The sequence below is a fragment of the Thalassotalea nanhaiensis genome, assembly GCF_031583575.1.
Taxonomy (GTDB): Bacteria; Pseudomonadota; Gammaproteobacteria; order Enterobacterales; family Alteromonadaceae; genus Thalassotalea_A; species Thalassotalea_A nanhaiensis.
The window spans coordinates 200,731-215,557 of record NZ_CP134146.1 but is presented as its reverse complement, the minus strand read 5'-3'; the positions used below and the strand labels follow the sequence as shown (position 1 = coordinate 215,557).

Sequence of the window (14,827 nt, the reverse complement as noted above, 5' to 3'; positions counted from 1 at the left end):
TGCAAGAATTTAAAATTAAAACAAAATAATCTAACTGGCACCATTTAAACTCTCGTACTGGAACTACTGGTTATTATTTAGCCAATATAGGATGAACGCAGCTAAATATCATGAAACAACTCTAAGCCATTGAAAAATAGCTATATTTATTTCTGATCATGCAATTTAGCTTGCTCTGTTGAAAATAAAAAAAATAGTATAAGGAAGCTATGTGCTGTTCGATGGAATCGATATTTAAGAGCCTAAAATTCAATTGTTTACATAACCAATAATAATACAAATTTACGGGAAACATTATGAATAACAAGAGTAAAATGCTGCTCGCAACATTATTGCTAACAGCGTGTTCGACAACCGCTTCTGCAGAGGTGGTGTTTAGCGATAACTTTAATGACGGAAACCTTAATGGCTGGTCACAATCAGGCTTAGGAAAAGCAACGGTTAATGGCAGCAAAGCAAGATTATCAAGAAGCAAAACAATAACCCAAACAGTATCAACAGTTGGATGGCAAGATATTGTCGTTGCCGTTGATCATTCATCATCCGGCCTTGAATCGGGCGACAGTTGTTTTTCAGAAGTCTCCGTAGATAACGGCAACAATTATGTGACGATAGGCAACACAACAACAAGCTCATCAACAGAAACGTTGTCCCCTGCAGGCGCAACCGACAATGCCAACCTAGTATTACGAATGAGAGCCGCCAACAATAGCACTAAAGATTACTGTTATTTTGACAATATTACCCTCAGTGGTAATGCCATAAGTGTTACTCCTGAAGCTGAAATTACCATTACTGGCAACGGAAGTTTTGGCAATGTAACAGTAGACACAACGGCATCAACAATTATAACGGTTACTAATGATGGCAACGCGACGTTATCAATTGGAACGATTAGTAGTTTAACTGCACCTTTTAGCGTGCTAAATGATAGCTGCTCCAATACCGACATTGCTGAATCTGCAAACTGTACTATTGAAGTACAATATAGTCCTACGGCAGAAATCTCCAGTAACGCAACCTTAACCATTCCTTCCAATGATAGTGATGAACCAAATAGCACCGTTGCATTATCAGGTACTGGAACAAGTGGAAGTACTGGTGGTGGCGTATTGTTTTCAGATGATTTTGAAAGCGGTTATGACGGTTGGACCATTGCTGGCAGTGGCGATTTTGGTATCGTCAGCAAAGGTGGTTCTAACGCATTAAACTTGGCATTAGACAGTTCTGCAACTGTTAGTATCGACACCAGCAACGAAGTTGATGTTGTTGTTACCTTAGATATGATTGCCAGCTCTTTAGAATCAGGAGAAACCTGTGTTGCAGAAGCTCAAGGCACTGGTGCTTGGGTAACTGTTGGTTTATTAGAAAATGGCCAGGATGATAGCACAACCCACACATTTTCGGCGTCTAACGGTACTTTTGATAATACTAATTTGTCATTACGTATTCGCGCGGCAGGTAATATTAATTCCGATGATTGTTTCTTCGATAATGTATCAATTGAACCTATCTCTGGTGGTGTACCACGAGCAGAGGCAACCTATGCAGATTTAATGAGTAATACCAATCAAACATTTTCAACGGCAGCTTTTGCTCAAGCAAAAGTTGGTGCTACAGCAAATACCTTTAACGGTAATTTGGTGATATCAGGCACACCGGTATTTAGCAAAAACTATGGTGTAACTGGAGACTTGCCTGTCGGCTATACCACTTGGCCAGGCTTTGATTATGAATTTGTGCAAGATGGTAATCGATTAATTCCAGTAGACAGAGGACATGGTTTTGTTGGTAGCGGTGCCTGGTCAATTAGTGCTGGTGTTGGCGCAGTATGGGACGAAGCTGGTGACAATGGCTATACCCGCGCTGCATTCCCTTATACGATCAAGCAAAATAACACTAACTGTGAACATAATGCTTTAGCTACTTTCTTGTTTAAAGATGACGGTTCAATCTCAAATGTGCATGTTCAAAACGTTGCTGAAACCTGTATCTTTTACGGATTCGAATTTTACGGAAATTTATCGGGTACTTATAATGCTCATGCCGTTACTAATTCTGCACAAGTGATTAATGAACGTAATAATGAAGAAGCAAACTGGCTACCTACCAAGTCACTTTCTGAGTTGGCGGTAGATTATCCGGGAGTTGATTTAGCAAACTATGGTTATGCTATCGATGCTGCTGATTTAAATGGCTACAGTGTCCTTGTAAATGGAGTAAGTTACACAGATGGCTGTACCACGCGTTATGGTACTCATCCATATTGTATGGACAAAACGATAGGCGTTTATTCGTTCACTAAATCGATGCATGCCTTTATGGTAGTTGCCGCGTTGGAACATCAGTATCCAGGATTTAAAAGCCAATTAATTGCCGACTTAGTGCCTGAATGTTCTGGTGATAGCCGTTGGAATGGCGTGACTGTTGAACATGCTTTAGATATGGCAACCGGCAATTACACCTCGGCAAATTATGAAGTAGATGAAGGTAGCTCTGCCATTGTGAATGGCTTCTTTGACCCTACTACTCGTAGCGCAAGAGGCAGCTTCTCTTGTACGGGCTGGCCTCATAAAGTTGCCCCGGGCACCTATCACGTATACCACACTACGGACACTGAGTTAGTCAGCTATGCCGCAGCGAAATTTGCAAACAATAAATTGGGCGGAAATGCCGAAGCGTTTAATGACATATTGGTTCCTATTTATGATGCTATAGGCTTAAGCCATTACATTAGAGGTATCCAACGTACTAGCGATACACTCGATGCATGGGGTGGGTATGGGTTATCAGTAACGTTAAACGATGTTGTTAAAATATCAAAATACATTCGTGATGATGCCGCAACGGGTAATTTATTAGATGCCACTATGGTAAATGAAGTATTAAGTGGTGCTAGTAAAGGCTTGTATGCACAACTTTCAAACTTTAACTACGACAATGGTTTTTGGCGTTACCATGTTGGTGCTGCAAGTGATATGAGCGCGTGTGGTGCAAGTACACAGGTGCCTATTATGTCTGGTTATGGTGGTCATACAACCATCATATTGCCAGAGGTAATTATCACTCAGTTAACTGATGGCGGTGGTATTGGTTTCTTGAGCACGATTAATGATGTGTTTGCCAATATCAGTAATACTTGCCCACCTAATTAACGTTCAACAAATCACGCCTTAATCGCCATTATTGCTATTAAGGTTACGCCGTAATTAAAAGCCAGTCATTGTGACTGGCTTTATTGTACATAGGTTATCAATAGATATAGTCTGCACTCTCTAACTGCGTTTACGATCCTGTTACGCTCATAGCTTGAATAATAAAAACATTGTCGCTAGTCTTAATCCATACTTTATTTAAGGATAAACCCTGCTATGTCCCTGTCTTGTCATTTTAAGCCTCTCTCGGTTTTCATTTTTAGTTTAATCATATCTATAACTGGTTGTGCACCGACTGGAACCGAGCCAGCAAACCTTGAACGCTGGCAAAGCCAAGCCGAAAAAATTACCATCATGCGTGATGAGTGGGGCATTCCGCACGTATACGGTAAAACCGATGCAGATGCAGTATTTGGAATGGTGTATGCGCAAGCTGAAGATGACTTTAACCGAATCGAAATAAATTATTTAAATGCCATGGGGCGCTTAGCCGAAGCCGAAGGAGAGTCGGCTCTTTATCGTGATTTACGGATGAGGTTGTTCATCGATCCTGAACAGTTGAAACAACAGTTTGAGATCAGTCCTGAGCCAATGAAAAAACTTATGGTTGCGTTTGCTGATGGCTTAAATTACTACTTGTACAAGCATCCTGAAGTTAAACCGAAAGTGATCACCCATTTTGAACCTTGGATGGCTCTGTCATTTACCGAGGGCTCTATCGGCGGCGATATCGAGAGGGTGAATTTAGCTGATCTAGAAAACTTTTATAGTGAGAGTATGTCTGCGAATCTAGCGATGAACAAGCCTTTCCCGCATGCAGAACCGACTGGCTCAAACGGTTTTGCCATTGCACCAACCAACAGTGCCTCAGGTAATGCATTATTATTAATTAACCCACATACGTCATTTTACTTTCGCGCAGAAATGCACATGATTAGTGAAGAAGGTTTAAATGCTTACGGCGCAGTAACTTGGGGCCAGTTCTTTATTTATCAGGGCTTTAATAGCAACACCGGTTGGATGCACACCTCAAGCGGCGCTGATGCCATTGATTGGTATGAAGAAGATATTGTAGAAGGTGCTTATTACCGGTATGGCGATGAAATAAAAGGGCTGACAGTAAAGGCAATTGATTTGCACTACAAAACAGAAACCGGTATGAAAACCAAGCAAGTAAACGCTTTTTACACTCATAATGGACCAATTGTTGCTGGCAATGATGATAAATGGATCAGCATTAAATTAATGAATGAGCCGGTAAAAGCATTACAACAGTCTTACTTACGTACTAAAACAACTGACTATGAAAGCTACAAAGACACCATGCGCTTTCATACTAACTCATCCAACAATACCGTTTACGCCGACAATAGCGGCAACATAGCGTATTTTCACGGAAATTTCATTCCTAAACGCGACACAAGCTTTGATTGGAATAAACCTGTAGATGGTAGTAACCCCGCAACACAGTGGCAAGGACTACACAGTATTGAAGAAACAGTTGGCATTTTAAACCCGGCGACTGGCTGGCTGCAAAACACCAATAACTGGCCATATTCTGTCATTGGTGAAACTAGCCCTAAGCAAGAAGATTTTCCAGCTTATATGGCAACTTTTCCAGAAAATTATCGCGGCATTAATGCGGTGCAAATCTTAAAAGATAAAAAAGATTTTACCATTGATAGTCTGATTACCGCGGCTTATGACCCGCACCTTGCTGCATTTGACGCGTTATTGCCGGTGCTGTTTACTCAGTATGATTCGTTAACTGATAAAGACAAAGCTGAATTTAGTGCGCAAATCGATATGCTCAAAGCGTGGGATAGAAAATCAAGTGTTGATAGCAAAGCAACATCACTGGCGATATTTTGGGGCCGAGAATTACGTGAACAGGCTTTAGCTGATGAACAGGGATTAGCAAACTACAAAGCTCGTGGAATTACCTTTGATCAGTACATGTTAGAAGTTGCCGGTAATATCGGTATACAAAGTTTAAAAGTTGCTATTAATAAACTCAGCAACGATTTTGGCCAATGGGATACACCATGGGGCGAAATAAATCGCTTTCAGCGTTTAACCGGTGATATTGTGCAGCCATTTGATGATTCAAAGCCTAGTTATCCAGTCGGCTTTGCTTCATCACGTTGGGGGTCGTTAGCAGCGTATGGTCAACGTACGTTCAACAATACCAAGAAAATTTATGGGACGCGCGGCAACAGCTTTGTTGCTGTTGTAGAATTTGGCGACAAGGTAACAGCGAAAGCCATTACTGCTGGAGGCCAAAGCGGCGATCCATCATCACCACATTTCAATGATCAAGCGGAACTCTATTCACAAGGCAAATTACGACCGGTTCATTACTATCTTGAAGATGTAAAAAAAGCGGCAAAACGCAGTTATTATCCTGGTGAAGAGTCACAACGATAGTAGTTAAAACTTAATAAAAACAAAAAATACCCTAACATTTGCTAGGGTATTTTTCGTTTTAGGCTACTAAAACGTAACGTCTAAAGTGCAGCGTGCGGACCAAATACCTCGTAATGCACTCTATCCTCGCTAACTCCCAAAGTAAGTAATTGCTGTTTAGCAAATTGCATAAATGGGATTGGACCACATAAGTAAAAGTCACCGTTACTCAGTGGCAAGTCTCGTGTTGAAAAGTCCATAACACCATGACCAATCTGTTCACTGTCACTCTCTTCACTGCGATACCAAGTATATTGTTGCCAAGGATTTTCAGTTGTGAGCTGCTGTACTCGTTGTGCAAATGAGTGTTGCTTAGAGTTTTCACAGGCATGGAGGTAATGGACCTGCTCCGAATACTTGTCTGCCGCTAAGGTTTCTAGAATAGATTGCATAGGCGTTACACCAACGCCCGCAGAAAGTAGCACTACAGGCGCTTTTCTATCAACAAAGTAAAAGTCACCAGCAGGTGCATATAAATTAACTTCATCACCAACATTTAGGCCATCATGTAAGTAATTTGACACTACACCAGGTACACCATTAACTTCTCGTTTAACGGATATACGATAGGTTTTGCCGTTAGCCGCTGTTGACAATGAATACTGACGGATCTCTTTATATTTAGAGCCTGTTGGCATTACCTCAACACCAAGATATTGGCCAGGCACATAATCAATAACCGGTTGCTGATCGACTGGCGCAAAAACGAAACTTGTCACTAGTTCCGACTCAACGTTTTTCTCTTTAACGATAAATTTTCGAGTGCCGGCCCAACCGCCGAAACTTTCTGAACGTAATTTATACAGCTCACTTTCTCGCGAGATAAAAATTTGAGCTAGAAATAAATACGCTTGTGTCCAAGCTTCTTCAACGTCAGGTGTAAATGCCTCTGTTGCTAATTCACGAAGTGTTTCAATTAAATGCATGCCAACAATTTCATAATGCTTTGCCTGAATATTGAAGCTGGTATGTTTTTGCGCGATACGCTCTACAGCCGTTGTTAATGCGGCTAGGTTATCTATGTTTTTTGCATACGCCGCTATTGCTTCAAACAAGGCGACTTGTTGACGGCCAGTATGCTGATTCGACATATTGAAAATATCTTGCAGTTCAGGGTTTTGAGAAAACATTCTTTTATAAAAATGATTAGTAAGCGCTGAGCCTGCATTTTCTAGTAATGGGATAGTGCTTTTTATGATGTCGATATGAGCGTCTGTTAACATGGATTCTCCAAAGTTTGTAAGTAGTAAAATATTAATAAATTAAGATCTTGGTGTTGATAAAATAGGGCTATAAATAACCAAAAAAATTACGCCGGCAACCATCCACAAAATGGCGCTTAGATGCCAGGCAAGTTGGTACTGTTCTAATAATGGTAAAAATACTCGTGCGAGAGCAGCAGCAAAAACCAATATAAAGCTAATAGGAATGGCTTTATGTGTTTGTAAAGCTCGCCCGGTATGGCCTAGCGATACTCGGCTCATCATGGCAAAAATCATTAATGCCATCGCGCCTATAGTCAATAAATGCAAAGCATCACTAAATTGAAGTTGAGTTTGTAGATAACTTGAGCCCAATAGAATTAGGCCAAGCCCTAAACAAAAATAAGATAAATGCAGCGACCATAGCAGTGGCGTATTAACGGTTAACCTAGTTCGCCAAAAAGTTAAGCGAATGATGTGTAACAGGCCGCTTGCGATCATCAGAGCTGCTGGGGTAAAAGGTAAACTATAAAACTGACCAATGAAGAAAACGCTAATCCCCGCAACAGAGGTAACTAACAACATAGGAGTTAAAAACACTGGCGTTGTTATTTTGCTTGTACGTGTTCCTGCACTAGTAAAGAATGGGATAACTCGACCGCCCATGATGCCCATCAATAAACCAAACATTAGCACTGCCGTTCGAGCAAAATGCAATGACAAGTCAGCTCGACCATTTAAATCAAACAGTAATATTCCTAAATTCAGTAGCATTAGCACGCTTAATAAAGGAATGAATAAATAATTTCTTCGATTTTTTGCCGCAAACGTTAATTTTGCGAACACACTTATAACACTTAGCCACCAAACTGCTTGTAGTACTACACCTAAGTAAACAGACTCACTGCTGTTTATGAATAAACATATACGTACCAATAACCACAGCACCAATAAACCGATAACAGGTAAGCCTTTTATACTTGCTTGGCCGGTCCAGGTTTGTACCGCGGTTAATATAAAGCCAACCGCAATTGTTGCGCCAAACGCGAAAAGCATCTCATGTATATGCCATACAGCTGGCGACAAACTCCCGCTTAAAAAGCTGATCTCGCCATTTAAATATGCCGACCAAATACCAAGAGATAATATTGAGGCTAATACCGCACTCAAGAAAAATGAGCGAAACGGCAAGTCAAACAAAGCATGCTTAGTTATCTTGGTAAACGTACTGTGTTGACTGTTAGCGTCAGCTTGCAGCTGCTGTAATTCAGGATCGTTAATAGAAATCATTTAAAAAACCTTCACTCCAAATGCGTGCAGTGCAACGCAACGAAGTACGTAACCAATTTTTAAAAGTCCTGCAAAAACGATAGTGGCAATATGCGCTGACACTTGCGCAGGAATGCCAAAGCTTTCTTCAAAGCCAAACGTAATTGCAACGCACATTGATACAATTAAAAAAGAAGCCAGCATCAGCCAATTGCCCACCACTAAGCATTTTTGAAAATTCAACGCATTGTCGATTTGCGGTAGTTGGTTGGCGATATAAAATTGTGAGTACATGCTTTGTTCCTGTGTTTGCTATATATTCTTTATATTGCAAACACAGTGCCAACCTTATAACACACTGTTTTTACTGAATTAGTTTAAAACACCAAGCTAAAAAGAGTCATATTGACACCATTAAATTGATGTCATTATGACTCTCATGTATCATTAGTGAACTTTTGTAGGAGATTGCTGTGAATGAAATAACCTCAAATGCGTTGCTGCAGCTCGCAATTGATTTAACCAATAGCTTAAGTTCGAAAGACCGGTTCGATCGTTTACTCGATACCGTTAGAAAAACCATCGCCTGCGATGCCGTTGCTTTATTGTCTTTTCATCAAGATTTATTGAAACCCATTGCACAACAAGGGTTAACTAAAGACACCTTAGGCCGACGATTTCTGATAAATGAACATCCAAGATTTGTCATACTATGTAATTCAGCCACCCCGGTAAGATTTTCAGCCGACAGCACCCTACCCGACCCTTATGATGGGCTTCTTGCCGATAGAGAAGGTGACTTGCCTGTTCATGCGTGCATGGGTTTACCGTTGTATTTCAACAATGAGTTGATAGGTTTACTTACCATAGACAGTTTGACCCCACATGCATTCGACAATATCCCGAGTAGAACGTTAGATGTGATCACTTCCATTGCTGCTAATACGCTTAATACCGCCTTAATGATTGAACAATTGGAAAGCAAAGCAATACACAATCAAAAAGTGGTAAATGAACTCACCCAAGAAGCGTTAAAAAGAGACGGTGGTGAAATTATTGGCTACAGCAGCAGCATAACTCGACTAAAGAATGAAATAAAAATAGTTGCGCCCTCAGATTTTAATATTTTGATCTATGGTGAAACAGGCGTGGGAAAGGAGTTGGTAGCAAGAACTCTGCATCAGCAATCCAATAGAGCAACAGCACCCTTGGTCTATGTAAATTGCGCCGCCCTTCCTGAAAATTTAATTGAAAGTGAGTTGTTTGGCCATATCAAAGGTGCATTTACCGGTGCTGAACAAAATCGAGCCGGTAAATTTTTAATTGCCGATGGTGGAACCTTATTTCTCGATGAAATAGGTGAACTACCACTAAGTGCGCAAAGTAAAATCCTTCGGGCAATTCAAAACAATGAAATACAACCCGTTGGTCAGGATAAAGTAGAACAAGTTGATGTGCGCATATTCGCGGCGACGAACCGAAACTTAGAAACAGAAGTTGAAGCTGGGCGTTTTCGCGCCGATTTATATCATCGCCTAAGTGTATATCCGTTAACCGTTGAACCACTACGTGAACGCGAAGGTGATATTGTATTATTAGCAGGCTACTTTATCGAAAACACCAGACGCAAATTAGGCATTACGCAATTAAAAGCTTCGCTAGACGCGATTACTTATTTGAATAACTATGACTGGCCTGGCAATGTTCGAGAATTGGAGCATGTGATCAGTCGCGCGGCGTTAAAAGCCAGTGCTCGACAACGGAATTCGAAAATAATAAACATAGAAAAACAAGACTGTGGAAGCTTAATCGGCTTATCAAAAAAAGACCCGCTCAGTAATTTATCCGACACAGCGTTAAACTCAGCTGCAGATAAAATAAACAAAGAAAATATTAATCTAAGAGATGCCACAGAAAACTTTCAACGCGGGCTGATAACTAAAGTATTAACAGAAGAAAATGGCAATTGGGCGGCAACTGCCAGACGTTTGTCTACCGATAGAGGCAACTTGAATAGAGCCGCTAAGCGCTTAAACATAAAAGTAATTAAAGCGGTTAAATGATTGTTTCGAATTCAATTTGCCATACGCTGTTAAGCCCTAATGTATCATTTCGTTCTTCGCTCAAATGAAGAGTTCTAGTAACTCTTCTATTTTCTCGTGCTTTTTTAATTTTATTTATTCAGTAAATAAACACCTCATTGGCTTAAATGACTAACAATTAATCATTACTTCATTTGCCTCATTATTCCACCCCTTGTATCTAACTGTTTTTTAAGGGTTTTATTATTGGCGCATTACTTGCTTATTAGCCTTCTAAATAATAAACGTAATTTTACGTTGGAAAATTTTCAAGGATTTAAAATGACTCAAACAACAATAACAACAGCCGGCAGCGAATTATTTGCCCAGTCATCAAACAATAATTGGCTAAGCCACAGCGCTAAATTGTGGTTTTTAGTAACGGTGTTCGGACAGTGGATATTCGCTTTTTATGTGGCAATGTTTTACGGCTCAGCGTCATTAGACGGTGACTTTGCCCGGTGGAACAAAGTCATGCCTCATGGCTATATAGCCGGAGACACCGTAGGAAATATTGCCGTCGGTATGCATTTGCTTCTTGCCCTCGTTGTTTTAATTGGTGGCCCATTACAGCTTATCCCTCAAATTAGAAAATCTGCGCCGAAATTTCACCGTATTAATGGTCGAATTTATATATTAACAGCGCTTATTTTAAGTATTGGCGGCCTATTTATGGTCTGGACTCGTGGAGTAGCGGGTGGTGAGATTGGTAAATACAGTATTAGCTTAAACGCGATTTTAATAATGGCATTTGCAAGCTTAGCCGTTTATTTTGCTATCAAAAGGGATATAAAAACACACCGTCGTTGGGCAATTAGACTGTTCATTGTTATGGGTGGAGTGTGGTTTTTCCGTATTGGTTTAATGCTCTGGCTAATGATTCATCAAGCACCAGTAGGGTTTGACCCAAAAACATTTGAAGGCCCATTTTTAACATTTTTAGGCTTTGCACAGTACCTTATCCCATTGGCAGTTGCACAGTTATACTTTAAAGCGTCAGATAGCACTAACAATCACCATAAGATAATCATGTCTGTTACTCTTGTCTTATTAACCTTGGCAATGGCTGGTGGTATTGTTGCTGCTTCATTAGGAATGTGGTTACCACGAATATAGCTAGTCAGGCATACAAATGATGTAGGCGATATGATTTAGTTATGTCGCTTACATGTAAATTTAGCCAGAAGCTTCGCACAGCAGACATAAATCCTAGCTGAATTAGAAATGATTCCATTTAAATTATGCGTGCTCATTAAAAGGGTAGCCATTACTAAAAACTATAATACACTGAAAATTTGATATTTCTTGGCATACCAGGAAAGTATCGTTCTTGAGTAAAGCTAGTGTAGTTAGCTCTTTCGGCGTAATCAGTATCGAGTAAATTTTCTAAATTAAAAAAGAAACTTAAATCAGTTAAGTATTCGTATTTTGCTCGTGCATGCACTAAGGTGTGGCCTGAGTATTTCGACGTATTTTCTGCGTTTAAATAGTACTTTCCAACAAACTGGCCATGTAATTCAAATTGCCACTGCGTGTGCTGATAGCTTGCAAATATATTAGCAAGCCATCTAGGTGCATTAGCAATATCATTATCAATGATATTTTGGTCACTTAAATTGGGGTTATTTTTATATTGATGCTTACTGTAACTAATATTGCTTTTTAAGTTAATGGAATCTAATAACGGGGCATCTAAAGAAAGTTCAATACCTGTATGCTCAGTTTCTCCATCACTTACATAAAAGTAATCGTTATCACGTAAAATAACATTTGATTTTTCATACTTGTAAGCGGATAAATTTAGCTGTGCTCCTGAGAATGAAGTCTGCCAACCACCATCTAGTGCAATTAATTCTTCAGCCTCTAATTCCGACGTCATTTGCTCTCGTTGTAATCGATACAGCTCTGTTGCTTGTGGCGCTCTAAAACCGTGGCTGACATTAACGTATCCAGAATAACTTTCATTATTATAAATTAACCCGAGTTTCGGTGATGCAATAGTAAATTCATCTTTACTATTTTCAGGACGATTAAAGCGACATCCACCAAACCCACACGTATTACCTTGTTCATCAACCCTACCTGTATTCATTTTGTTTTGATAATCGAAAGTAATGGATTCAAGTCGTATACCAGTATCAATTTGCCATTGACTCGATAATGGATGTTGTAAACTGACAAAGGACGCTAGGGTTGTAGCCTCAACTTCGTAATCATAATGTTTTCCTACAGGTATTGTGGCTTGTAAAAATGCAGAGCCTTCGGTTGGAGAAAACTGCTCCTCAACTAACGCTATTTCTGCATACTCGGCATCCAAACCTAGGTTTATTATGGTGTTATCCATAAGCTTAATTTGATATTGGCTCTGTAATCCAAAGCTATGATGTTTGTTTTTTTCTACGGGTTTACCTGGAATAAAATGCTGTAAAAACTCCATTTCACTATATCTGGCAAAAGGGGAAATAACTAAACCATTGGAAAAGGAATACCGTTGAGAGAGCCTAATCGCACTTGCATCTCGATAAGCTTCAGGGTTTGGGTTCGACTTCCGTATTTCTTCATCTTTGTAACTATCTTTGCCAACAATATAGCCAGCTGTTTCTTGATTTAAATTGGTTGCAGTAATAAAGGTTTCTAAATCAAACTCATCAGCTTGATAAAGGTGTGTTAACGAAACTTTTTGTTGATCAAATCCCGAATCATCTCGATAGCCGCCATCGTGTGATAATGAAGATGAGATAGCTACATTATCGCTATTGGCTAAAAAAGATAATTGTTTGTAATCCCATTCTCCAAATGTTGCTTTAATAAATGGTGATCGTGTTAAAGATGCTGGCTGAATAATATTAATAGCCCCATGTAAACCATTACTACCGTAATATACTGACGTAGGACCTTTAATTATTTCTATTCTTTGTGCCATTTCATAATGACTTTCAAACAGCTCATTAACATTACAAAAGCCATTGGGCCGCAGGGCAATACCATTTTCCAATGTTAAAAAGCTGCCACAAGCACCAGCCCCTGTTAATACAGGTGAGCGTATAGCTAATAACATTTCTTGTCCTGAGTTACGGTTAAGAAAAACCCCCGCCTCTTGATTGAGTACTTGTTGTATATGATCAACTTGCACACGTTCTATATCTTCAGTGTCTATCAACTCAATAGCGCGAGGGACCTCATTTAATACTTGTGCTGAACGTGAGTTGGATATGGTTATTCTCTCAATAGTAGTATCGACTTCGCTAGCGTTGCCTGCCAGCGTGTACAACAAAGCTAGTACTATTGAGATTTTAGCAACGCCTTTAACTTGAACGTTTTTATTATTGTGCTTTTGAAATAATTTCATTGGTTTACGTCAACTGATCAGAAAATAAGGATTAAAAGGTCCCGTTTTCGTTTATGTTAACAGTTCATTAACCAACTTTGCATGTTCGGATATATAATCGTTCTTTTCGGGTAGCAAGCACACACGCTGTGCGCAAATAGCGCTAATTGACTTTTACCAGCTTTACGAAATAAATTTACCTCCTCTGATAAAAACCAAAGATGAAGTATTTGATTAACAGTTTTTAGAAAGGTGATTTTTTATTAACGGTTAAAACGGCAAAACCAGCTTCCGCTGACTTTGAGATTGAGAGCAAACTTTATTGATTGCGAGGTTGAATCAAAGCCCCGACTAGCAAGGCTTTGGATTCAAAAATATACTAATTTCCTTTATCACCAAAATAAATAATCGCCCAAGAAGCAATAAGCGAACCAATAAACATGATCAGTAGACCTAATAAAATGCTACCTATAGTAATATATTCAAATCCATCATTGGATATATTAATTCCTGTTCTTATAGCGGAAAAAATAAACATTAAACCAAAGATCATCTTAAAAACTTCAAATATATCTCTATGCTGCTTTTTTTTAAATTTCATGCTGTTTCCTGTTACTTATCTAAATTTTTAGATTCAATTCTGCCAGATACCCAAACTTAAGGAGCACTAGAAACATAACTATGATTATCATCAGGTCTTATTAAATCAGAGACTTGTGAAATGACAAAAAAGTTTGCCCGTAAGAGTTAAAAGTTACAAAATAATTTGCCCGTAGAAGGTTTGTTCTAAATCCCTTTTCTAGTAGGCGTCCAATAGCCATTAGATGATATAAGTTTTCCTCTTTCAGCCGCCCTTTCTAAAGCCCCCCTGACGCGCTTTAAATCAAAATGATGAATTTCTTTTACTACACGCTCAGTTGTCGGAGGACATGCATCAACACACCAAAGGCAGTTAACAGCATCAACAATAAGCTTATCCGTTAATATTTTCATAAATTCAATTCCGATTTTGTCCACAAATAAGTAATAAGATAAATGAGAATAGCTACCCATACACTAAAAAACATATCATTTCTAAAGTAACTTTGACACTATTGCTTATATGTGTATATTCCGCACCTACTTTACCAGCTTTCCGATAAAACCTTTCCATCTCAGCGAAAAAGTTTTACCACCTTTGCGAAATAAATTTACCACTTCAAAAAATCGAAGTTGTTCTAGCTTTTAATGGTGGGTAAAAGATTTATTTTTACTTAAGAAGACAAAACCAGCTTCCGCTGGCTTTGAAATTGAGAGAAAACTTTAGGAGTTAGCGCCATATTTTAA

General features: G+C 39.3%; 10 protein-coding genes. 4 read left to right on the top strand and 6 right to left on the bottom strand.

Annotated features, from left to right (window positions below):
- Positions 1–296 precede the first annotated feature (296 nt).
- Positions 297–3,155, top strand: coding sequence for a choice-of-anchor D domain-containing protein (locus RI845_RS01010; RefSeq protein ID WP_348387896.1), 2,859 nt, complete (start codon positions 297–299; stop codon positions 3,153–3,155).
- 216 nt (positions 3,156–3,371) lie between these two features.
- The gene (locus tag RI845_RS01005) at positions 3,372–5,582 is read left to right on the top strand and encodes a penicillin acylase family protein (RefSeq protein WP_348387895.1); all 2,211 of its coding nucleotides are present in this window, start codon (positions 3,372–3,374) and stop codon (positions 5,580–5,582) included.
- Between the two features lie 80 nt (positions 5,583–5,662).
- Here RI845_RS01005 and hmpA read toward each other — a convergent pair whose 3' ends face one another.
- Genes hmpA through RI845_RS00990 form a run of 3 tightly spaced genes read right to left on the bottom strand, consistent with a single transcriptional unit; the run spans position 5,663 to position 8,386 of the window.
- On the bottom strand, positions 5,663–6,844 hold the full coding sequence (gene hmpA / locus RI845_RS01000; RefSeq protein WP_348387894.1) for an NO-inducible flavohemoprotein: 1,182 nt from the start codon (positions 6,842–6,844) through the stop codon (positions 5,663–5,665).
- Between the two features lie 39 nt (positions 6,845–6,883).
- Positions 6,884–8,113 carry an NnrS family protein gene (locus tag RI845_RS00995; protein WP_348387893.1) on the bottom strand — a complete coding sequence of 410 codons (1,230 nt, stop codon included), beginning with the start codon at positions 8,111–8,113 and terminating at the stop codon, positions 6,884–6,886.
- Positions 8,114–8,386, bottom strand: a complete 273-nt coding sequence (locus RI845_RS00990) for a hypothetical protein (RefSeq protein ID WP_348387892.1) — start codon at positions 8,384–8,386, stop codon at positions 8,114–8,116.
- 179 nt (positions 8,387–8,565) lie between these two features.
- Between RI845_RS00990 and norR the strand changes: the two genes are divergently transcribed.
- Positions 8,566–10,155, top strand: a complete 1,590-nt coding sequence (gene norR / locus RI845_RS00985; protein ID WP_348387891.1) for a nitric oxide reductase transcriptional regulator NorR — start codon at positions 8,566–8,568, stop codon at positions 10,153–10,155.
- Between the two features lie 300 nt (positions 10,156–10,455).
- Positions 10,456–11,289: a DUF2306 domain-containing protein gene (locus RI845_RS00980; RefSeq protein ID WP_348387890.1), complete on the top strand. Its 834-nt coding sequence runs from the start codon at positions 10,456–10,458 to the stop codon at positions 11,287–11,289.
- A 154-nt stretch (positions 11,290–11,443) separates the two neighbouring features.
- Here RI845_RS00980 and RI845_RS00975 read toward each other — a convergent pair whose 3' ends face one another.
- The 3 genes from RI845_RS00975 to RI845_RS00965 form a co-directional block, all read right to left on the bottom strand.
- On the bottom strand, positions 11,444–13,522 hold the full coding sequence (locus RI845_RS00975; protein WP_348387889.1) for a TonB-dependent receptor: 2,079 nt from the start codon (positions 13,520–13,522) through the stop codon (positions 11,444–11,446).
- A gap of 358 nt (positions 13,523–13,880) precedes the next feature.
- Positions 13,881–14,102 (bottom strand): hypothetical protein, encoded by a 222-nt coding sequence (locus RI845_RS00970; protein ID WP_348387888.1) that lies wholly within the window; start codon positions 14,100–14,102, stop codon positions 13,881–13,883.
- Between the two features lie 185 nt (positions 14,103–14,287).
- Entirely contained in the window at positions 14,288–14,494 is a 207-nt protein-coding gene (locus RI845_RS00965) for a hypothetical protein (protein WP_348387887.1), read from the bottom strand.
- Positions 14,495–14,827: the final 333 nt, after the last annotated feature.